The organism is Priestia sp. FSL W8-0001 (assembly GCF_038050335.1).
Taxonomy (GTDB): Bacteria; Bacillota; Bacilli; order Bacillales; family Bacillaceae_H; genus Priestia; species Priestia flexa.
In genome coordinates this window covers 1,810,436-1,832,445 of sequence record NZ_JBBPAL010000001.1, presented here as the reverse complement: position 1 = coordinate 1,832,445, position 22,010 = coordinate 1,810,436, and the positions used below count along the sequence as shown (strand labels likewise).

Below are 22,010 nucleotides of genomic sequence, written 5' to 3'. Positions count from 1 at the left end.
ATGGATTCATTTTATCAAAAAGTACTAGGAGTTCCTAGAAAATCTTTTGTTTCTTTAGACAAAGTGAGTATTATTTCTTAAAAAGGAAATAATTTAAATATACAAAAAATGCAAAATAATTGATTGCATTGATTCACACTATTGAAGCATTAACAACGTATTTAAAAACAATTAACACCAACAAGCACGAACCATTACATATAGGAGAAGCTATGGGATGCTGGCTTTATTTTACTACGCTTACCGAAGAAATACCGGCCGTTGAAACGTCTTTACATACAACAACAGATAAAACGCTATTAGAACTTGCTCATGAATCAAAACTGTTAGCTTTGACTCAGCGGATATAAGCTCAAGGAATTCATGCTACAAGAAGGGATACCACTTTCTGATATTCCAGCTCCAAAACCAAAATCTGATCCTCACCAAATACCTCTGGTTGTACGCGCAACAGATTCTGAAATTGCTAATTTAATGTCAGAATCTGTTGCTTCGAACATCATTATGTGCAGTACAAACATTAGTCAATCCATCCGTAATGATGTTGGTATGCTCTGGCTAAAGTTTCATAGTGAAAAGGTTGCCTTTGGCTTTAAGGTAAAAGAAACACAGCGGGAAAAAGGCTGGTTAAAAAACCGCCAAGCTACACTCCTCCAGGTTCTTAAATTCACATGTGTAAATTTTTTCGACATTTTTGGTTTAACTTTCTCCAAAACGTCTATATACATAGCAAGGAGATTGATATTCTCCTTAAAGAACGAATGAACTTAACCATTAGCACGTTGCACGTACTAAAACTAGGAGGTTTTACAAATGACAAACGTAAAAGTAGTCGAAAATGGTGTTCAGGCAAAAGAAACGATTGATCAATTCTTACGAAGTGGATATACGAAAGATGAAGTTTATTTGCTCGCACATCACAAAGAACGCTCCAAGCATTTAACAGACGCAACGGATGTAAACAACATTGGATTATCAGAACAAGGACTAACTGATTCAGTCGCAAACATTTTCCGTTCACGAGGAGATGAGCTTCGTTCAAAAATGGAATCGCTTGGGTTATCTCAAGTAGAGGCTGAAAAGTATGAAGAAGAATTGGACAAGGGTCGCGTTTTAGTCGTGGCCAGTAAAAGTGCATAATTAAAAAGACGCGACTAGTAGTCGCGTCTTTTTACCTGTTTTTCCTTAATCGTTTTCAATGTGAAATCATATTCCCAAACGCTTGAAGTTGTTAATTCTACACATGCTAATCTCCCTTTGCTCACAACCTGAGCTCCGAGGTCGATTCCAATTCTCGCCCCGTCAAACGCTACGTTCGGTGCCGGCGTATGTCCGTGGACAACAGGTTTACCGTTTGTTTCTTGCAGGAGGCGATTAATTGGCGTTTGATAAAACTCTTTGCGGGGTAGCCACAAGTTGCTTCTATTAATAAAAGCAGTTTTATAAGGTAGTTGAAAGCCAGCATGCGCATAAACGTATTCATTATCTTCAAAAATAAGAGGTAGGTCTTTTACCCACTGAATGGCTTCATCAATACCCTGTTTCCCAAATGCTTCAATAATGGTGCTCGAAGAACGTTGCCCACCAAACTGCGACCACATCGGATTTTTACCTTCAATATACCAAAGCATCATTTCTTCATGATTTCCGATTGTGACGTGAACGTGTTCATACGCTTCATTTAATCTTTTTATTTCTTTTAAAACTTCACCGCTATAGGGACCACGATTAATCATATCTCCTACGATTACGAGCTGATCTATGTTTGGGTTAAATTTCACCGCCTCTAATAAACGCATCATTTCATAATAACTGCCGTGAATATCACTTATTGCAAATTTTCTCACGCTGCCCTCTCCTTTTTACTTCATGAATCTATTATACGCATAGGCCAGTTGGTTTTGAACTCGCTAAAAAAGCCGCTAATGCTAGCGACTTTTTTAATCACAAGATTTTATGTATTGTTTTCAATCTTTACTTTTACGCTCCCAACCTTGAGGTCGAGCCCATAATCAATGATAAATAAAATGGAAGCTAAGATAAATTCAGCACCAAAGGATAGCGTAATTCCTTTAACGAATGTATCCGCTGTGTAAACAGCAAACCAAGAGAACCAAATGTCGATAGTGGCAATTAAAATGAAGCGGCTTAAAGCTGATGTAGCGAAGGGTTTAAATAGTGAAATCAGTGCTCTAGAAAGTAAATCTACTATGCTTCCAACAATCAGTACAAGCAAAACAAACCATAAAAAAGCACCTGTTGTTGTATACGTAACTCCCACAAATTTAAATATGCCTAAGAGACCAAAAAAGTATACTCCTGCGATAACAACAAGCGCTACGATGATAATTAGCGTAACGAATGAAATCGCAATTACCTTGGACATCATATCTTCTTTTTTCTTTTGTTTTCTCATTCTATCTCCTTTACTGTTAGGGTTAAGTTAAATTATACCAAAAACCAACAAAAAAAGGGCTAGAAAAATCTAGCTCCTTCTTTCTTGTCACTCTTTTTTCTTCAGCGCTTGCTTTAATGCATCCCCTAAGCTTGAGCCAAAGTCACTGTCGTCACTGTATTTATTAAGCAGTTTTCTTTCTTCTCGCTTCGTCATTTTTTTCTTTTTGTCTTCTGCTTTTTCAACAACTTGACACTGACGACATTGGAAATACTTACCTGCTTTTCCGTCGTGAATTTCCATCTTTTTATGGCACTGTGGACAGCGACGATTGGATAACTTTGGATCTTTAGAACGTCGGTAGCTACATTCAAGGCTAGAGCAAACAAGTACTCTCCCTTGCTTTGTCTTTTTCTCTTTTAAGAATGAGCCACATTCTGGACATTTTGATCCTGTTAAGTTATGAGGCTTATACGTTTCTTCACTCGTTTTTACCTGCTGCACAAGCTTTGCTGTTTGCTTACGAATGTTAGCTAAAAATTCTTTTGCGTTTCCTTTTCCTTTTGCAATTGCTTCTAGCTCTCGTTCCCATTTGGCTGTTAAATCAGGTGATTTTAGTTCATCTGCTACAAGCGAAATAAGCTGCTTTCCTTTTGGCGTCGGATGCAGACGGTTATTTTGTCGATCAATGGACTCATTTTGTAATAGCTTCTCAATAATATCAGCACGAGTTGCTGGCGTTCCAAGATTATGCTTTTCCATTTGAGCAAGTAAATCCGCTTCTGAATGACGAAGAGGTGGTTCTGTTAAAGCATGCTTCATTTCAACCGATTTAATGGATAAAGCAGCGCCTTCTTGTAAATGAGGTAACGATGCCTCTTCTAAATCACTATTAGTTACTTGTTTAAATCCAAGGTTTATCACTCGTTTTCCTTGTGCTACAAGTTGCTCTCCGTTCGCTTCAAGCTCTACTTTTACCGTTTCAAATTCGTACGCAGGGTAAAATAGTGCCATGAAGCGCTTAGCAATTAAATCATACAGTTTGCGCTCATCCGAAGATAAATCCTGCAAGAAGACAGGCTGGTCGGTTACGATAATCGCATGGTGATCGCTGACTTTTTCATTGTTCACTACGCGTTTTGGCAGCTGTGCATTTTTAGCAATCAGCGGCCTCACTTCTTCTTTATAGGCACCTGATACGGCTTCTAATCGCTCTTTCATCGTTCCAACCATATCCGTTGTGAGGTAGCGAGAATCTGTTCGTGGGTAGGTTACGAGCTTGTGTTGCTCATATAATTTTTGTAACACGTTTAACGTCTTTTTAGCTGAAAATCCGAAGCGCTTGTTAGCATCTCGCTGCAGTTCATTTAAATCGTATGGAAGAGGCTGTGCTTCTTTCATTACTTTCTTTTTGACATGCTTAATTATGGCTTCACCCGCAAGTTTATCACGAAGTTCTTTTGCTTTTTCTTCATTAAAAATGCGCTTTTCTTGGCCGCCTTGCCACTTTGCTTCAAACCCAGGTAAAACTGCGGTTAACGTCCAGTACGGCTGCGGCTTGAATGCTTGAATTTGCTGTTCCTTTTCGATAATCATGGCTAGAGTTGGAGTTTGTACCCTTCCTGCTGATAAAGGCTCTTCATACTTTGTTGTTAGCGCACGGGTAACGTTGAGGCCAATTAGCCAATCTGCTTCTGAGCGACAAACAGCTGAATCATACAGGCGATTAAACTCTTTTCCAGGCTTTAGTTCTCGAAACCCTTGCTTAATCGCTTTATCTGTTTGAGATGAAATCCACAAGCGTCTAAATGGCTTGTTCCATCTTACTTTTTCCATGATCCATCTCGCAACAAGCTCTCCTTCGCGCCCTGCATCTGTTGCAATAATTAACTCTTTGATGTCGCTACGTTTAGCCAGTTGAGAAACTGTTCGAAACTGTGGGCTTGTTTTTTTAATCACCTTCAGTTTCATTTTCTCTGGCATAATCGGTAAATCTTCCATTCGCCACGTTTTATATTGATTATCATAATCTTCTGGTGTTTGCAATTCAACCAAATGACCTAATGCCCATGTTACGACATATTCAGGTCCTTCAATATAGCCTTTTTTCGTTTGAGTGCAGCCAAGTACACGTGCTAAATCTCGCGCAACGCTTGGCTTTTCTGCTAATACAAGTGATTTCATTTTATGTATACCTCCAATTCACTTGTTCCATTATACATGTATTATGATTGTTTGTGTATGGTTAGATAAGTTTACATAATAATTTTATAGTCTATTATAAATAAAAAAACCATAGTAAAAGCCATCCGTCAAAAGACGAATGGCTAACTGTATATAAAATCTCATTCTATCTCTTTTTTATTTATAGTGTCCATACTATTTCTTCTCTTTACTTCCTACAATCACCTTCTTAACTTGCCTCAAGACTGATCTATGATTTTATGTCGGGTTTAACATTATTTACTGTAAGCAGTGTTTACTTATCGCTCATATATTATAGTAACAGTAAATTCTTTATTGTAGACAAAAAGGAGATGCTCAATCGGTGACATTTAAGGAGACTTTCACTTATCACGCTAATTCCTTATTCTCTAATAGCAGTACCACTACAAGTATTGTTAAATAAATGGCCTAAGAAATTTAATATCCTCTACTTGTTAATTTACTGTTTGATAGCTACTCTATTTCTTTATGTTTCCTATAAGCTTAAAGGAAATTGGTCTACTCCAATTAACAATCATGGTGTCATCTTGGCATTTGCAGTAAGCGCAGCAGTTATATACTGGTTTTGGGATTCTATTATTATGAACAGGGATGAGTATCCTTATTATTAAAATTAAGACTAATTCCTTAACTAATTTATATAGAACTGATTATTGATGGATTTTCATTAAATTCAAGTCACCATAATTCATGTTATCGAAAGTAAAGAAGCTCACTTATAAAAAGTGAGCTCTAAAATGAATACTAAGCCTATTCAATCAATAGCGCAATATTCCTCCCGAATGGTTCTTCTCTTTTTCCTCATAAAAATCCCCTCGGTAGTATACAGAATAGATTGCTTTCTTTTACTTGTCTACCCTAAGAGAAACATACCATATTTCGCAAAGCTTTTTATATAAAAACTCTTTTTAAATCCGGTTCAAGAAAGCTATTAAATAATTTTTAAAACGCTTTCAATTATTTGTTTATATTTCGGAAAATAAGAGACCCTGATTAAGTTCTATATAGCTCTCTATTGAATTAAATCTTATTTTGTTAAATTAATCCCAATTAACGTAGGTTGATCGCTACTTCTATAAAATTTTTTCAGCCCTGTTTATCCTGATTTCAATGAATGTGTTCTATTAAAGATTTATAACTTTTTCGTTAGTTAATGAGCGTCGACGCTCAAGTTCAACATCCATTGCTGCACGCTTAGCATCGAGGTTATAAAACCACATTGTTATTCCGATAAGTAAACAAATAGCCAAGGGTACCCATATAAAAACAAGTTCAATATAGGTTAAAGTGGTTGAACTTTGTATAGCATTTGGCACATAACCACCCATTTTTAGAATAACTCCTACGAACGCACTTCCCAGTCCGAGACTTACTTTTACAAAAAAACCTTGAAAAGCAGCAATCATACCCGCAATACTTCTATGATTTTTGTACTCTGAATAATCGATAATGTCTGGTTGAATCGCAAATGTGATGCCAAAGATACCATAAATTCCGAGTCCGGTTATCGCTAGTCCTGCTATGAGTAAAAAAGGGGAAGATTTTCCGAGATATATTACTAAATCTCCGATAATATAAATGGCAGTACTCATAAGCAATACATTCTTCTTTGTCATCTTTTTTTGAAGCCAAGGTAAAATAATTAACATGGGTAGCCCTGATAGAATTCCGAATAGACCAACGAAAGTTAACCAGCCTTCATGTCCAAGATTATACGTAAAGTAATAGATTACAGTCGTATTTCTTATGACAAAAAGGGCGAAATAGAGAAAATTCACAATAAAAAAAATAAATGCTTGGTCCGTTAACCCTTTAAAATCTTGTTTAAAAGAGGATTTCCCTGGTTGAGTCGACGGTGGAACAACCTCTTTCGTATTCATAAAAGTGAACACAAATATTAACATTGCTGCAATGGCATAAATGCTCATCGTAATTAAAAATCCTTTTTGTGGATCTCCATGTCCGAAAAATTTTACTAGTGGCGTTGTAATGGACATTACTAAAGCAGTTCCAATCAATGCACAAATCATTCTTGTCGACACTAACCAATTTCGTTCATGGTTATCTGAAGTTAACCTTGGTACAATTGTATTCAGTGGTATATTTACCACTGTATAAGCAATGTTCAACAAACAATAAGTGGCATAGGCCCAAATAATTTTCCCCATCATATTGAAATCAGGAACAATAAAAGTCACTATAGTAAATAGAGCAAAAGGAATAGCTCCTATCAGGAAATAGGGTCTTCCTTGACCCCATTTCGTATGCGTTCTATCAACCAACACCCCCATCCCAATATCTGCAAAAGCATCAATTATTTTTGTTACTAACATTAAAGTACCGGCCACTGCGGCTGTTATTCCAAAAACATCGGTATAAAAAAACAAAAGGTAAGATGCCATTGTGCTAAATACCAAATTGCATCCTAAATCGCCAACACCATATCCAATTCTCTTTTTCCATTTATCCATGTGTATTACCCCACAATTTTAAATTGTTTTTTGTAGTATAGGATCTTCATAGTTTTCGAATGAAAGCCTTGTTAGCGTTCTCATATCATTTTTTAAATTATTGTATATAGATTTGTAAACCTTGTAATAGTCATTATACTTCTCATGACTCTTCTTATTTGGCATGATTTTTTCATCTAACACTTGCCATTGTTTCACATCTTCATAAGATAACAGCCCTGTTCCAATTCCAGCTAGCATGACATCTCCCATATTTGCCTCTACATCATGTATTGGACAAACAATCGGATAGCCAGTTACATCAGCAAAGATTTGTCTCCACAATTTTGATTTTGTTACTCCCCCAGCAAGCAGGATAGATTTACCCAAATTTTCTCCAGTCGCTTCCATTGCATCTCGCAAAGAAAATGCGACCGCTTCCAAAAATGCACGGTAAATATGAGCTTTTGTATGGGCTAATGAAAGTCCCACAATCGTCCCCTTTGCATCTGAATCCCAAACAGGACTTCTTTCTCCCATAAAGTAAGGAAGTACAATTAGGCCTTCACTACCAACAGGAATGGTTCCTGCTTGTTCATTTAACGCATCATAGGCATTCTTCCCCCCGGATTTTTCCACTTCAACTTCAAATTGACACATTGTTTGACGAAACCATTTTACAATCGCTCCTGCGGTAGCACCACCAGCAAAATAATAAGAAAGCCTTTTTGCGTCGTATAGATATGGCCAAACAATCAGATCTTTTCCTTTCACTGGTTTGTCTGAAACCAATGCTGCACACATTGAAGTTCCAATTGCTGCTGCATAAACACCTGGTTCAAATACACCAAGCCCAATATTTGCTGCACCACAATCAATACCACTTGCTATCACAGGCATTCCTTTGGAAAGCCCCAATTCAACTGCAGATTCTTTCGTTAATCTACCGACAATGTCTGTTGATTCTACAATTTTCTTTGGCATCATTGACAGAGGAATACCCATCTCTTCCATCAGTTCTTTAGACCAGCTTCTATTGTTCATATCAAAAATACCGCCGATATTTCCTGCAGAAGAATAATCAATCGCAATTTTCCCTGTTAGTTTATAAATAACGTAATCATTTGGGGGCAAAAACAGCTTTGTCTTTTTCCAGTTTTCTGGTTCATGCTTTTTCATCCATAAGATTTTGGTATAACCATAATAGGGATCAGCTCCATTGTGAGTAATTTCTAAAAGTCTTTTTTCTCCAATATTATCTAAAACCCATTTTGTTTCTTCTTCTGCTCTACGATCCATCCAAATCATACAAGGTCTCACCGGTTCCATATTTTCATCCAAAGGAATACCAGAACCACCATACAAACCACTGATAGCAATTCCTTGTATTTTTTCCGCAGCAATCCCTGATTTCTGCACTGTATTTCTAATAGAAGTTTTGGTAGCCTGAAGCCATACTTCAGGCCATTGTTCAGCCCATAATGGCTTTGGGGTTAATACATCATATTCCTGTAAGTCTTGGGCAATTAGATTACCTTCTGTATCCATTAAAATTGTCTTGGTACCGGATGTTCCAATATCTGTACCGAGTAAATAATGCATATATAGCCCTCCAATCTTGAAAATTAGAATCTGTTAGTCTATTAAATACAAGTAAAAGCACCATCTACTACAAAGTCTGCTCCTGTGGTGAAGCTGCTAGTATCTCCAGCAAGATAGACACATATAGATTGAAGTTCTTCTGGTCTTCCCATTCTCTTAAGGGGAGCCATTTGATTCCATTGCTCGATTAATGGCAGCAAACTTGGAGAATTTAATGTAAGTTCTGTACCCATATAGCCTGGGCTAATACAATTTACACGTACATTTCTTGTAGCCCATTCTACTGCCAGAGATTTTGTCAACTGAATTACTCCTGCTTTAGAAGCATTATAAGAACACTGGGGCTGAGGTACGTTCACAATGTGGCCTGACATAGAAGCCGTATTAATAATAGAACCGCCACCTTGCTTTAACATTATTTTTCCAGCTGCTTGAGCTGTTAAAAACACACCAGTTAGATTAATATCAATGACCTTTTTCCACTGATTAAAAGTCATTTCTTCTGCAGGTACATTCATACAGATTCCAGCATTACAGAAGGCAACATCTATACGACCAAAAACGTTAAGTATTTTTTCAATCATGTTATCTACATCTTCTGGTTTTGTGACATCGGCTTCAATTGCAATCGTTTCAACCTCATGATGTTCTTTTAACTCAGCTGCGGTTTTTTGAGCTGCTTCAAAATCCAGATCCACAATTGCTACATCGGCTCCTGCTTCAGCAAAAGCGATTGCAACACTCTTTCCAATACCTCTTGCTCCACCTGTGACAAAAATTTTCTTTTCATCTAATCTCATTTTTTCAATGATCCCCATATTTAATTCCCCCACTTTAAATAAAGTAGTTTTATAAAATAAATTTATAAAACTACTTTATATAATATATCCTTTTTATGTATGAGTCAATATAAAGAAATAGAAAAAGGTAAATATACCCTTCACTTACTTTGCGAAAGTTGTTATTGCATCAGCTTCTGTGATATATTTTAATTGAAGTTAAAAGAAGAAATTTTATAAAATTTTTTTATATAATGAGGTTCTTTCATGGATAATAACATTACATTTAAAGATATAAAGAAAAGTAATTACTCGGCGATCTACCACCTTATTTATCAAAACGAGAGACTCTCCAAACAAGAAATTGCGAACCAACTTCATCTGAGTTTACCAACTGTAACCCAGAATTTAGTTCGTTTGGAAAAGGAAAAATTAATTGAAAAGAGTGGACAGTTTGAATCCTCTGTTGGTAGACGTGCAGTTGCTTATGCAATATGCCCACAGGCTCGTATTAGTATTGGTGTTGAAATTCTCAAAAAGACAGTTTGCATTTTAGCAATTGATTTGCTTGGTATTACATTTAAAAAAACGAAACTATCAATCAAATATTCAAATACAGACCGTTATTTCAAAGAAGTTAGCGATGCTGTAGATGATTTTATCTCGTCTCTTAATGTGGAAAAAGAGCAAGTTCTTGGTATTGGTTTTGCAGTACAAGCTTTAACATCAACTGATGGTAAGAGTATTACATATGGAAAAATATTAAACTGTACAGGTTTAGATATTCAGGTATTTTCACAGCATCTAGATTATCCTTGTGTGTTTTTCCATGATGCAAAGTGTGCAGCTACTACAGAACTGTGGATTAGAAATGATATTGGAGACATTATCTATTTGTCAATAGGTACCCATCTTGGGGGGGCTCTTATTATAAATAATCAAATTTATATGGGAAGAGAAGGGCATAGCGGTACGGTAGAACATATGACGATCGACCCTCATGGAGACCCATGTTACTGTGGAAAAAAAGGGTGTATGGAAACATTTTGTTCTGTTAGTGCCCTGTTAGAAGAAGATGAATCACTAGAATTCTTCTTTAAAGAATTACGATCTGGGAACACTTCCTATCAAGAGAGGTGGACTTCATTTTTAGATGTTTTAGCATTTTCAATCAATAATATTCATCTTGTTATTAACAGAGAGTTTATTCTAGGTGGACATATATCTCCTTACTTAAAAGAAAAAGACATTGAATTTCTTCACAAAAAAATTTATGATAAAACCCCATTTCCAAGTAATGAGGCCTTTATTCATATTAGCCGTTCGCCTGAAAATGGAGTTCCTATAGGTGCTGCTATACCATTCGTTCAATCTTTTTTAAATACAATTTAATTCACTAGTGTCGCATTAAAATAATTCAGCGCTTTATAAAAATCTAAATTTTCAGTAATTTTATCTTTGCATAAAAAAGCCTTTATAATGGTTGGGAGGTACTAAACCATCCAAATCCAAAATAAAGGACAATAAGCATAGATAAGTTTACACGAAAAACATCATTTGAACAATGGTTTTCACCGATTTTCTCCACAAAACTCGAGGAATTGGTTGAAAGCTATCAATTAAATTACTATACAAAGAAGCTACACATTGCGTCATTCTTGAAATTGTTCGTATTCGCTCAGCTCAATGAAACCGAGAGTCTGCGTGCAGTCAGTGAGACATTATTTTCTGACGACCTTCAAAAAGCGACGCATTTAGAAGCGATTAGCTTTTCGCAGCTCGGACGCCGATTAAATCAAGTGCCGACTGAAGTGTTCCAACAGGTATTTTTGGATTTAGTTGCCCAAATTCACGAGAAATCACATTATGAGCAGCGCCGAGAAACGACAACACCACTGAAAATTATCGACTCGAGTACGTTGCCATTGAACTTGAAAAACCATAAGTGGGCTGAATTCCGTAAAACAAAGTCGGGCATCAAGCTTCATTTACGTCTTGTTTACGCAGAAAAAGGCTGTTCCTATCCAGATAAAGCGGTGCTGACAAACGCGAAAGAACATGATCGTGGTCAGCTGGAAGTACTCGTTGACGACAAAGAATGCATGTACGTCTTTGACCGGGGTTACTTGGATTATGAACGATTTGACCGCATGACAGACGATGGGTATTTCTTTGTGTCACGCTTACGAAAAAACGCTGTCATTCGTGTAATCGAGCCATTTAAACTGCCTGAAGACTCGCTTGTGTTTTCAGATGAAATGGTTTTGATTGGTACACCACAAAACCGTGCAGAAAACGCTTTTCGCTTCATCAAAGTGCTCGATTCAAAAGGAAACGAACTGCATCTGATCACGAATCGATTTGATTTAAGCGCTGACGAAATCGCTGAGTTATATAAGTCGCGCTGGGCAATCGAGCTATTTTTTAAATGGCTGAAGCAGCACTTGACTATTAAAAAGTTCTACGCACAAAGCGAACAAGGCGTGCATAATCAGGTGTACATCGCGATGATTGTCTATTGCCTGCATGTACTGGCACAACTGAACACGAATAGTTCGAGAACGTACTTACAAATTAGTCGTTTACTGAAGGCAGCTCCATGGAAATCCGCTCACTTATGGCTACGAAAAATCGCAGGAAAAGCGGTCCCATAAAGGGTTTCCCGCCTCTGTCACACTCGTCAACAGTTATAGTAAAAAAATGGATGTTTACTACCTCTGTTCAAGAGTATTCGTTTTTCTTTATAAAAGGAAAAATAAGAAAACAGAAAATTCGGTTAAAATTTATGCGACGCTAGTGGTATTTTTTACATAATTAAAATCAATCAGGATTCTATTTGTCGGTGTTTGTTCTTACAATTCTTCGCCAAAATTCACTAAATATAAAACATATTCATGACCTGTATTCATTACGCTGGCAAATTGAAATTTTGTTGAAAACATGGAAAACTTTCTTTCAAATTCACAAGTGTAAAAAAATCAAGAAAGAACGCTTACCTGGCTCCTTTAATTGGATTGAATACCGGTGAGGTCTTATAATAATGAAACAAAATAGTGTCGTAATAAAGACTGTTTTAATTCAATTTTAATTACGACACTCTTGATCAATTCCTTTAAACAGAATTTTTATTTTTAATAAGCCATGCATGTAAAAGTTCTGGCATTGAGTGTTTCTGAGCATTTTCTTCTTTAGAAATCATCCTTAAAGCTTTTTGCAAGCTTTGATTTCCAATTAATGATAAAAAATCCGCGCTAAATTGATTAAACCCCCCAATGGCAGAGGTTCCAATTTTAAAAGACAATTCATTTCTTTGTTCAGTAATATACATTAATAAATGTTTGAACTCGGATAATGTAAACGAAGCATTATACTGATCACAAAGATAAAGTTCTTCATCTTTCGACTGCGAAGAACTAATTCCTTCTTCTACACTGTCTCTATTTAAATCTACTATATAAATAAGGGATTCATTTGACATATAAGGAACTAAACACTCTAACACCTCTAAAGGATATTTAAACAATCCAAAACATAAGTGAATAAAAATTACATCATACGTTTTTCCTGAAATATCCAATGGTTGGCTCTCGATTTCTGTGCATATAAAATCAGCATCTATATTAAGTTGATTTGCAGAATTAATCGCATCTTTTGATGAATCGATACCCATCAATACTGCACGAGGTAATTTTTCGGATAAATATTTTAGTACCTGCCCTTGCCCACAACCTATATCTAAGATAGAATCGGGTTTCCTATTAAACGTTGCTTCATAAAAAGCAATAAAAGTTTCTACAGATAGGATTCTGATAGTTGAAGTCTCTCTATTGTCGTAATTTGAACTTATTTTTCTTTTCCCTGGCTCAACAAACCAGGACTGGGCTTGAGCTCTTTTTTCTTCAAGCTCTTTTATTTTTTTTTGTATTTGCATACAGTAGACCACCTTTAAAAACTTTACCACTCAGTTTGAGACAAAGTGGGGGTTTTCGTTTTGAATGTTTTTTTCCTTACTGGACGGAAAAATTGAATTGCTAAATTATGAGTAATGTGAAAAGCTATAGAAGCTAAAATACCGAAAGCTAGAAATGATAGGACGACAAGAATCGTAAAAAGTGACATATAAGCAATTGATTTAAATCCGCCTAACGGTAAATGTAGTATGATAAAACCAATTGAACTAATAAGAATAGCTAATGGAAGAGAATCGAATAAGTACGTTAGTAGCAAAAAAGGGAGGCAAAAACGCCAAATTACTTCCTCAGATAAAGCAGCTAATGGAAGAAACACCAATGAATCAATGTTAATTGAGTGCTTCCCTTTAAATACAACTACCTTTTTTTTTATTTTCCATATTACCAATGGAAAAAGAGCTCCCAATAACCCAAAAAACAAAATACCATAGATATTATTATCATTTGAAATATCTGAAATAAGCTCTCGAAAAATGACACTACAGCAAATCAGAGCTGCAATAATCGTTGTAATATCATAACTTCGTTGGGGTGTAATATATTTAAAGATTTTTCGATGGACAGATGGTTTATCATTCATGATTTTGACTATCATTTTAGAATTAAAGGGACCCAAAAAATGAATTAGGATCCCTAAGGCTGATACAATTAATATCATTCATTTAAATACCAGCAACTAATGTGTAGATTGGAGCATCATCTACGCCATTATAGCCACCGATCATTTTCATTAACTCATCATCGATAAATCCACCGTAAGGTCGACTGTTAATCTTTTGTGCCGTAGATAACAAAATCATGTTTTGCATTACATGTCCTGCCTCCATAAAAACAAACCGATAAGACCGATGCCCGTACTTAAACCGCGAACGCCAAAAATTTGCAGAAACCACTACAGCAAATGCAAAATCTTGAACAGCCTCTTCTTGCAACATGATTTTCATAAATTCTTCTTCCGAATATTCCCCTAACTTTACCAAACCTCTTCGATAAGGGTCAAAATGATAAATACCTTTTTCTAAACTATCCACTTTATTAACTACAACAAACAGATCTAGAGGATAGAGCGCGCCACCAGATGGTATTGGACGTCTAGGACCTTCTGGACGTTCTACCAGTCCATAACTTTTTTGTAAAACAGTTGATAGTTTTTCTAATGAAACACTTCTACCTTTAAAATTTTCCACACTTCTCCACTCATTAATTGCATCATCTAGTGATACGTTGGTGTTTAACGGAGTTGGTAGTGGAATCAATGGTAAGTCATCAAATCTTTTACCTGCATGTCTAGCAATCTTTTGCAAAGTTTCAGATCGACTTAAACCCGCCACTCCGGGTGCATCCCAAGCCATTGAGCTTCGATAAACTTTTGTTGCTTCAAACCAATTTTCAGATGGGTCATCAAATTGCAATCTTTCGTTACCATATACAACATCTACCAAGTTGGTGGCGTGTCTCTCAATATTTTCCATATATATCAATCACCTTTCTACTACTTTTTTATGGGAATGGATGAGGGATCGGGTTAAGGTCTTCTAAATTAAATGGTTTATCAACCAAACCTAGGTTATAAGAATGTTTTAAAATTCGTTCTCCACCTAACATTCTACCTCTGTAAAGAACATCAATTGGCTTATAACCTGGAATAATTGATTTAACTACATATGCTCCAGCATCTTTAATATCAGGGCTAGTTAAATCAAAAGTTGCAACCTTAAATCCCTGTTTTGATAAATGACTCACGAGACTATTCCATAAGACTTCGGGAGAACTATCATCAAATGGCCTATACTCATTAACATCAACTAAATTTTCATTTTCGGTTAGAAAATCTGCTTCTTTAATTAGTTCTGTTCCAGCGTAAAGTTTAATATGATCTTCAAAGCTATTTATGTCTTTATTAAAATCAACATCTACTAAAGCGTTCCCTAATCGTTGCTCCGTTTTCGCCCAAGTTCTCGTATACATCCCCTCTATTGCAGCTTTCTCACAAGCTCTTTCAATTGAATGAGCGGAAGCTGCTCCTATTGCAAACGGTGCTAAATCTGTATATGGATTTCTAATTACTGCTAGAATAGAAGGGATGCCTGAAAATACTGTCATGTCGATTAAATGCAAATCAAGTGACGTTGGCTTAATATATCTTTCATAAAAACGCTTTAATCTAGGAGAAGAATTGATATCAATTTTCGGTAAACTTAATTTATTGTACCAAGTTAACATAAATGCATCTCGTTCAACTGTTTCAAACAGTCCTGAAATCGCTGCTTCTTGATAAGTTATACCACAAGCTAATCCATTACTAGTTGCATGGCCAATATTTGAATCTCCTGGCCATTCAGTATAGTTTGCAATATGAGTTAATTGTGCAGGCGTCCAAACTTCTTCATTATTATCAGCATATTGTCCTTGTCGCCACCATAACTCTGTATCTTCATCCCAAACATTATGAGGAAAAGCAGGATCCTCATATTGTTTCTGAGAGTAAAGTTCCCATTTATCAAAACCAATTACTTTTTTACCTTCATTGATTAGTTGCTTTTGAGAGCCGAAATGTACTACATTAGAGTTTAACGGTAAATAAGCTGCACTATATCTTTCTACGGTTTCCCCTATAGCAGCCAATCTCGCTGCAGCTGGATTATCAGAGCCTCCACCATTATAAGAATTGGATGGTATTCCAAATAAAATTTTACTATCTGTACCATGGGCTCCATATGAGTGCCCCCATACATCATCTACATCTCTGAGCTTTCTATATTCCCTCCGGACAATTCCAACATATGGATCTGCTAAACCATCTAATACTTTCCAAGATTCTTCTAACGTTGTCCATTTGTTTGCCATGATTATTTAATCACCTCTCCGTGATACCAAACTTGAGGAAAACCTGTATCTGCTGCAGGAGAACATTTTTGACATCTAGGTACTCTATAAACACGATGATTATTAAATGAGATACCTCTATCATCTAAATTAATTGTTGTGAATCCACCAGGTATCGCACTTGAAGCGTAATCCCTTAATGCAACCCATTCTGTAATTAAGTTACTAGCAATTCCATTTTGAACTAAATTAATAGGCTGATTGTAAACAGGTTGCTTGTCCGACTTTACAGGCTTGATTTTCATTAGTTCTGAACGGAATACATCATCAGCAAAATTCGCTGATTTTCTTAAGTTATAGCAATGTAAACAAGCCGACTGATGAGGAATAAAGAATGGCCCAACCCATGCCGTCTGACCATCATAAGGTACAACACTTAACCAAGGAATATTATCTTCTAAGGCAATATCATTTACTTCTTCTAAAAGTGGATCTAAATGTGATGTACCGACCGCTATTCTAATGCTTGGCTTCTCATCTGATTCACCTTTAAGTACAACGTTCAATCTAAATTCCCGCAAATTAGCAATTAATTCCTTAGCTACTCCATTATTTTCACGAGCAATGACTTCCACTATACCCGTCTGGATTCTATGTAGAATATCTTCTACTGATACTTGACCGCCAGCTCTTTCATAAGCTAATAAAGCAGTTAAATTAAAGTCAAAGTCAGACTTAACACACATTCCATTGGTAACTAAAAATTCTAAGACATTTTTTAACTGAGCACTCTCAATATCAAAATTCTGCTCTAATTCTTCGATTGAAACCCCATTATCTCTAATAAGATATTCTGAGATTCCCTCGATAAACTCAACTACTCCTTCACCATCAATTTTTGTTATTGATTGTCCTTTAAAGCCAACCAGACTGCCCTGTAAATTACCTAACGTAATATGAGGAGCTAATTTGTACCTTGCAGTTTTTTGAGAAATTTGTTCTTGTATAGGCATACTTGTTTCCTCCTTTTAATAACTAAACTAACTTTTTATTTTTAAATAACTGAGCTGCACTTGGTGGATGCCCAATTATTTGTTCAAGTGTTTTTGTAGTAGACTGTAGTCGATTATCTGAAGATTGATCCTGAAACTCAACTAACCATTCCACTAAATCTAAAGGCATTTTATTTTGCATAAGAATATTAATAACTTCTTTTTTACTTTTGCACTGTAAATCAATTTCCATCTCTAAATCTTCTTCAAAGATATCTCTAAGTCTGCTCATACTAATTAATTCAGGACCCGTTAACTCAAAAGCTTTTCCAGCCCGCGCCCTTACATCTTGTTTAGAAATTAAACATGCATGAGCGATATCTTTTGTATTCACCCAATTGACACCTTTAGGAGAAAATGCGGTTAATAATATCCCTGTCGCACCTGCCCATCCCCTATAAAGCTCAATATTTATATCAAGTGGCGAAGTTCTATAAAGAATACTACTTTTATATACTTGTAATAATTCAGTTTCCAAGGAACCAAGCTCATCATCAACATTATGCCTTCTATTAGATAACAAGATAGTTTCCGTTTCCAAATCGGTAGCATTTGTAAAAAAATCAATGTTATAATTAACTGCACCACCGAGATCAATAATTTGCGTAGGGTGATCTTGATGTCCTATCACAATTTCATCTAAAATTTTTTTTAACGGCTCTCGAATACCAATATAATGAATACTCATATAAAGAAGTGCCTCCTTATTTAATACTCCCGATCTACTTCATTCTTTATTTTTAGAATAATGATAACTAACAGCAAAAAGGTCCAAGTTATCCAGCCAATCAATCCTTTAAGAGGAAAATCATTATTAATCCCAGTTCCCCACGACACAATTTCCAACGAAGAACGTGATGGGAGCATGTAAGATAAATTATTGAAAAGCTCATTAAAAGTGTCAGGTGGTATAAACAACCCTCCACCAAAAGCCAAAATCAGCATCAATACTTGTACGATGGCTACTGCAGCCTTTGGAACAGAAAAGTAACCAATAGCAATTCCAAGTAGCATAAATGGTATACAAGTCATAACGAGTGAAATGACACCAATAATCAGATTTATCACACCCATACTTGCATCTGTTAAGATAATTGCCATTAGTAACAAAGGTATTACTGAAATCAGAGATAAAACACCAGAAGAAAATAAATAAGATAGAAGTATCGCTCCCTGTCCTACGGGTAAAGATCGTGTATAAGATCCCCATGGTCTTTCTCTTGCTTGAGAGATTTCTACAGCAAAGTGAAACAATGAGTTGACCATTACGCCAAAAATCACAAGTGCAATAACCGATTTAGTAATAGCATCTGAAGAGGCCCCTGCAGATTGTTGAGGTAATACGAAAAACAGCAAACCGATAGTAGGGGATATCAGACTCATGACAATACTGATAGGTATGCGAAAAGCTTCTAACAACTGAAACTTGGCATGTAGTGAAGCTAAATATACTATACTTTTCACTGAGTTACCTTCCTTACTTCTTCGGCGCTAGACATAAGATAGTGATCCAAACGATCTTCAAAAACACGTAGATCCTCAAAATGCTCCATCGTCATAACAATCTCCTTAATCAATTCTTCAGAGCTTAAGGTTCTTAAAATGATATATTCACCTTGGATTTTGTAAGACTCGACACTTGGTAAACAAATGAAAGCACTTATTTTATCTGTTTTCAACGCCACATTTTTTCTTTGAATATTACTTTTTATTCGGCTTAACTCATCATCAATATGTATATGACCCTTATCAATCTTCACAATCCTTTGAGTTAAATTTTCTATGTCTTCTAAGTAATGGCTTGTCACGATAATTGTGGTCCCCTTAGAATTTCTGTTTTTGATGACACTCCATAGCAAATCTCGTGTATGTACATCTAACCCTGCTGTAGGTTCATCCAATAAAACGAGTTCTGGATTACCTGAAAAAGCCAAACATGTCGATAACAATCTTTTTTGTCCACCTGATAACCCTCCCACTTTGTAATTCACTATATTTGTCAAGTGGAATTCCTCAATCAAACTTTTAAATTCTGCTTTGTTAGGATAGTGATTCCGGACGAACTCTATTAATTCTCCTGCCTTAAAAGTATCTGGTAAGCTGATCGACTGCGGTGAAATCCCCAACTTTACTCGTTGAATTGGCTTATTTGGGATATCCCCAAAAATCTCCACTACACCAGAATCGGGTTTTTTTATCCCCAGTATAATCGACAAGAGAGTTGTTTTTCCAGCTCCGTTAGGCCCGACTAATCCAATTGACTCCCCCCTTTTAACGGTTAGATTAATACTAGATAAAACTATTTTATCGCCAAAACTCTTACTTAAATTTCTCAATTTTACAATTTTATTATTTTTTTCCATACCTGTATTAAAACATACAAATATTATCTTATCAATGTCTATTTTTTAGAATTTTTATATTTTTTGAATATTATAGATTCAAAAAATATACAGCTACAGGGCAAGGCTTAACTAATCAAGTTATTATAAAAGAATATTCGGATAGTACGTGAAGGATATAGTGAAAAATGTCGTAAAGAATTCAAGCGTAAACCAAACAAAAGGTTCGTTGGTTGTTTAAATTATTAATTATACGTTTCTTAAAACTTTAAAGTTTAGATTCAGAGGATTAAATCTCCTAATCAAACATTTTGATTACACCACGAATTATTTTCCAAAAAAAGGTTGACATTTTTGGATACTTATTTCAGAATATGTGACATATCGACTAAATATTCTGTCGATAAAATCTACATAGGGGGGAAAAATGATGACTAAAATCAAAGTACCAACTGCTTTAACTGTTAGCGTACACGGAGAAGGGCAACATCTATTCGAACCGATGGCTGCTCGTTGTACTTGTACAACAATTATTTCAAGTTCTTCTACATTATAGGGGGGAAAAATGATGACTAAAATCAAAGTGCCAACTGCTTTAACTGTTAGCGTACACGGAGAAGGGCAACATCTATTCGAGCCGATGGCTGCTCGTTGTACTTGTACAACAATTATTTCAAGTTCTTCTACATTCTAATCACTAAGAAGTAGACCAATTAGAATACTTTCTAATTGGTCTACTTCTTTACCAATCAATGAATAATAATTAAATTATCTCCACATCAGTTAAATTGGCCCTTTCTTCTTGTAAAAAGCGATAGGTTATCCGATCCATAGTCGCTCCCGTAAAATCTAACTTTGAAAGAGTACATGATTCAAATTGTACATTAATTAATTTAGAATTCACAAAAGATACTTTTTTTAGATAGCAATTTTTAAATGAAATATTTAATAAAAAGGAACCATCAAAGCTTACCTTTGGAAAATGAGAGTCATAAAAAGAGGAATTGGTGATTTTACAATTTTCAAAAATAGCCTGGTTAAAATCACTCTTCTTAAAATCAGATTCAGATACAGTGGAATCAATGACATTTAATCTTTTGAAATAACAATCTTTAAATTCCGAATAATTAATTTCTCGGTTTTTGGCCATTGAACCTTTAAAATCACATAACCTGTAATTGGCATTAATTAGCGCAAGATTTTCTAGATTTTCATCGGTGAATATTTTTTTAAAATAATTTAATTTGTTATTTTCATCAACAGATAATTCACTTACATCAATTTTCACATCTCCAGATTCAAGCTTTTTAAAAAGAGCATTATAAACCTCCCTATCTTCCAATCCTTCATTATTAAGTTGAAACATTATAATCTCAAGTTTATGCATTAATTCTTTTTTCTTTTCTTGAAATATTTGATCTTTTTTATATGGTCGGAAATACCTTTCGATATGTAGTTCTAACTTTTCACTTGACATTCGCTCACTCCTAACATTTATTTGAATGCGATTTCATAGATAGTTTCCTCATTTCAATTCAAAAAGAAAGATTGCGATTAATGTATTTTAATTGCAATCTTATTTATATTTCAAAATAACTCATAAGGGAGAATTCTTTCTAGTCTTAGCTTCTAGCCATTTTAATGTAATTCCTATAGCCTATCAGTGAAACAATAAAACCTAATGCAGAGTATCCAATAAGTACAAGTGCAACCAAAGTCAAACTTTCTCCCCCTGGTAGTGTAGATACCGAATTCACTAAACCTTGGTGTGCCCAATATTGAGGAAATATCATGCCAATAGTCTTCAAATAACTAGGTAATTGTTCAAAAGGAGTCCATAAACCACAAGCAACCGCTGTTCCTAAAGCAATAATATTAGTCATCACCAACCCTGTATTTTCCGTCTTAGCAAAAACAGCAATAGCCACTCCCCATGAAGTAACTAACATTGACAACAAGAGAATTACAACCAGATAAGATCCATATTGTGTTATTTTAATATCATACAAGTAAACTCCCAAAATCGTTAATAAAAGAACTTGCATTACAATAATAAAAAAGAATGGAATACATTTACCAAGAAAAAAGCTGTAGGACTTTAAAGGCGTACTTGCCAATCTAGCTACCATCCCCTTTTCACGATCCTTTACAAAACTTATAACGATAGAAATAATAACAAATGTAGAAAAGAATACGCTCATTCCTGTGATTGATTGAGAAGCTACTAATGTTTTTTTTGAAATATCTGGGGTAAATAACTCAATCAAAAGGATAATTGATCCAATCGGCAATAAAATTGTCCAAAACAACAAAGACCGATCTTTTATTTGTTTTTTTGTTTCAATTCGGGCTAAAGGCCACATAAAA

At 35.4% G+C, this 22,010-nt stretch carries 24 protein-coding genes and 1 pseudogene; 9 read left to right on the top strand and 16 right to left on the bottom strand.

The annotated features are described in order from the left end of the window. Positions 1 to 119 precede the first annotated feature (119 nt). From MKZ18_RS09670 to MKZ18_RS09660, 3 genes are read left to right on the top strand one after another with little or no spacing between them, the layout of a single operon-like run. Entirely contained in the window at positions 120 to 350 is a 231-nt protein-coding gene (locus MKZ18_RS09670; protein WP_340842546.1) for a hypothetical protein, read from the top strand. Positions 351 to 363: 13 nt separating this feature from the next. Further along, positions 364 to 765 (top strand): DUF3231 family protein, encoded by a 402-nt coding sequence (locus tag MKZ18_RS09665; protein WP_240046374.1) that lies wholly within the window; start codon positions 364 to 366, stop codon positions 763 to 765. A gap of 48 nt (positions 766 to 813) precedes the next feature. Then, on the top strand, positions 814 to 1,140 hold the full coding sequence (locus MKZ18_RS09660) for a general stress protein (RefSeq protein WP_025910230.1): 327 nt from the start codon (positions 814 to 816) through the stop codon (positions 1,138 to 1,140). A 14-nt stretch (positions 1,141 to 1,154) separates the two neighbouring features. Here the strand turns inward: MKZ18_RS09660 and MKZ18_RS09655 are convergent, their stop codons facing one another. The 3 genes from MKZ18_RS09655 to MKZ18_RS09645 form a co-directional block, all read right to left on the bottom strand. Then, positions 1,155 to 1,847, bottom strand: a complete 693-nt coding sequence (locus MKZ18_RS09655) for a metallophosphoesterase (RefSeq protein WP_025910231.1) — start codon at positions 1,845 to 1,847, stop codon at positions 1,155 to 1,157. A gap of 107 nt (positions 1,848 to 1,954) precedes the next feature. After that, the gene (locus tag MKZ18_RS09650) at positions 1,955 to 2,416 is read right to left on the bottom strand and encodes a YrvL family regulatory protein (protein ID WP_025910232.1); all 462 of its coding nucleotides are present in this window, start codon (positions 2,414 to 2,416) and stop codon (positions 1,955 to 1,957) included. Between the two features lie 87 nt (positions 2,417 to 2,503). Beyond that, positions 2,504 to 4,579 carry a DNA topoisomerase III gene (locus MKZ18_RS09645; RefSeq protein WP_025910233.1) on the bottom strand — a complete coding sequence of 692 codons (2,076 nt, stop codon included), beginning with the start codon at positions 4,577 to 4,579 and terminating at the stop codon, positions 2,504 to 2,506. A gap of 434 nt (positions 4,580 to 5,013) precedes the next feature. Here MKZ18_RS09645 and MKZ18_RS09640 point away from each other — a divergent pair, with 434 nt between their 5' ends. Further along, positions 5,014 to 5,232, top strand: a complete 219-nt coding sequence (locus MKZ18_RS09640; protein ID WP_231882772.1) for a UPF0715 family protein — start codon at positions 5,014 to 5,016, stop codon at positions 5,230 to 5,232. A gap of 513 nt (positions 5,233 to 5,745) precedes the next feature. Here the strand turns inward: MKZ18_RS09640 and MKZ18_RS09635 are convergent. From MKZ18_RS09635 to MKZ18_RS09625, 3 genes are read right to left on the bottom strand one after another with little or no spacing between them, the layout of a single operon-like run. Then, positions 5,746 to 7,092, bottom strand: coding sequence for an MFS transporter (locus MKZ18_RS09635; RefSeq protein ID WP_025910235.1), 1,347 nt, complete (start codon positions 7,090 to 7,092; stop codon positions 5,746 to 5,748). A gap of 18 nt (positions 7,093 to 7,110) precedes the next feature. Beyond that, entirely contained in the window at positions 7,111 to 8,673 is a 1,563-nt protein-coding gene (locus MKZ18_RS09630) for an FGGY-family carbohydrate kinase (protein WP_061786286.1), read from the bottom strand. 41 nt (positions 8,674 to 8,714) lie between these two features. After that, positions 8,715 to 9,491 carry an SDR family oxidoreductase gene (locus MKZ18_RS09625; protein ID WP_025910238.1) on the bottom strand — a complete coding sequence of 259 codons (777 nt, stop codon included), beginning with the start codon at positions 9,489 to 9,491 and terminating at the stop codon, positions 8,715 to 8,717. A 228-nt stretch (positions 9,492 to 9,719) separates the two neighbouring features. Between MKZ18_RS09625 and MKZ18_RS09620 the strand changes: the two genes are divergently transcribed. The 3 genes and pseudogenes from MKZ18_RS09620 to MKZ18_RS21080 form a co-directional block, all read left to right on the top strand. Next, positions 9,720 to 10,844, top strand: coding sequence for an ROK family transcriptional regulator (locus tag MKZ18_RS09620; RefSeq protein WP_025910239.1), 1,125 nt, complete (start codon positions 9,720 to 9,722; stop codon positions 10,842 to 10,844). A gap of 137 nt (positions 10,845 to 10,981) precedes the next feature. Further along, on the top strand, positions 10,982 to 12,106 hold the full coding sequence (locus MKZ18_RS09615; protein ID WP_340842986.1) for an IS4-like element IS4Bsu1 family transposase: 1,125 nt from the start codon (positions 10,982 to 10,984) through the stop codon (positions 12,104 to 12,106). Between the two features lie 236 nt (positions 12,107 to 12,342). Further along, positions 12,343 to 12,447 (top strand): annotated as a pseudogene (locus tag MKZ18_RS21080) (transposase); the annotation flags it as partial. 117 nt (positions 12,448 to 12,564) lie between these two features. On the opposite strand, the gene MKZ18_RS09605 reads toward MKZ18_RS21080, so the two are convergent. The 8 genes from MKZ18_RS09605 to MKZ18_RS09570 form a co-directional block, all read right to left on the bottom strand. Beyond that, positions 12,565 to 13,383 carry a class I SAM-dependent methyltransferase gene (locus MKZ18_RS09605; protein ID WP_061785963.1) on the bottom strand — a complete coding sequence of 273 codons (819 nt, stop codon included), beginning with the start codon at positions 13,381 to 13,383 and terminating at the stop codon, positions 12,565 to 12,567. 23 nt (positions 13,384 to 13,406) lie between these two features. Further along, positions 13,407 to 14,003 carry a CPBP family intramembrane glutamic endopeptidase gene (locus tag MKZ18_RS09600; RefSeq protein WP_235859233.1) on the bottom strand — a complete coding sequence of 199 codons (597 nt, stop codon included), beginning with the start codon at positions 14,001 to 14,003 and terminating at the stop codon, positions 13,407 to 13,409. A gap of 82 nt (positions 14,004 to 14,085) precedes the next feature. Beyond that, positions 14,086 to 14,895, bottom strand: a complete 810-nt coding sequence (locus tag MKZ18_RS09595; protein ID WP_341344536.1) for a SagB/ThcOx family dehydrogenase — start codon at positions 14,893 to 14,895, stop codon at positions 14,086 to 14,088. Positions 14,896 to 14,923: 28 nt separating this feature from the next. Further along, positions 14,924 to 16,270 (bottom strand): YcaO-like family protein, encoded by a 1,347-nt coding sequence (locus tag MKZ18_RS09590; RefSeq protein ID WP_061785966.1) that lies wholly within the window; start codon positions 16,268 to 16,270, stop codon positions 14,924 to 14,926. Positions 16,271 to 16,272: 2 nt separating this feature from the next. Continuing rightward, a complete protein-coding gene (locus MKZ18_RS09585; RefSeq protein WP_061785967.1) occupies positions 16,273 to 17,262 on the bottom strand; it encodes a TOMM precursor leader peptide-binding protein in 990 nt (329 codons plus the stop codon). A gap of 22 nt (positions 17,263 to 17,284) precedes the next feature. Next, entirely contained in the window at positions 17,285 to 17,989 is a 705-nt protein-coding gene (locus MKZ18_RS09580; RefSeq protein WP_061785968.1) for a hypothetical protein, read from the bottom strand. Between the two features lie 20 nt (positions 17,990 to 18,009). After that, the gene (locus tag MKZ18_RS09575; protein ID WP_061785969.1) at positions 18,010 to 18,765 is read right to left on the bottom strand and encodes an ABC transporter permease; all 756 of its coding nucleotides are present in this window, start codon (positions 18,763 to 18,765) and stop codon (positions 18,010 to 18,012) included. Next, positions 18,762 to 19,664 (bottom strand): ABC transporter ATP-binding protein, encoded by a 903-nt coding sequence (locus tag MKZ18_RS09570; RefSeq protein ID WP_061785970.1) that lies wholly within the window; start codon positions 19,662 to 19,664, stop codon positions 18,762 to 18,764. The genes MKZ18_RS09575 and MKZ18_RS09570 overlap by 4 nt, the downstream gene beginning before the upstream one ends. Positions 19,665 to 20,070: 406 nt before the next feature. On the opposite strand from MKZ18_RS09570, the gene MKZ18_RS09565 reads away from it, so the two are divergent. Then, positions 20,071 to 20,199: a plantazolicin family TOMM peptide gene (locus tag MKZ18_RS09565; RefSeq protein ID WP_098374944.1), complete on the top strand. Its 129-nt coding sequence runs from the start codon at positions 20,071 to 20,073 to the stop codon at positions 20,197 to 20,199. A 12-nt stretch (positions 20,200 to 20,211) separates the two neighbouring features. Beyond that, entirely contained in the window at positions 20,212 to 20,337 is a 126-nt protein-coding gene (locus tag MKZ18_RS09560; RefSeq protein ID WP_098092590.1) for a plantazolicin family TOMM peptide, read from the top strand. A 69-nt stretch (positions 20,338 to 20,406) separates the two neighbouring features. On the opposite strand, the gene MKZ18_RS09555 is transcribed toward MKZ18_RS09560, so the two are convergent. Further along, positions 20,407 to 21,120 carry a pentapeptide repeat-containing protein gene (locus MKZ18_RS09555; RefSeq protein ID WP_061785971.1) on the bottom strand — a complete coding sequence of 238 codons (714 nt, stop codon included), beginning with the start codon at positions 21,118 to 21,120 and terminating at the stop codon, positions 20,407 to 20,409. A 145-nt stretch (positions 21,121 to 21,265) separates the two neighbouring features. Then, complete coding sequence (locus MKZ18_RS09550; protein ID WP_061785972.1) at positions 21,266 to 22,006, bottom strand: ABC transporter permease; 741 nt, start codon at positions 22,004 to 22,006, stop codon at positions 21,266 to 21,268. Between the last annotated feature and the right edge of the window lie 4 nt (positions 22,007 to 22,010).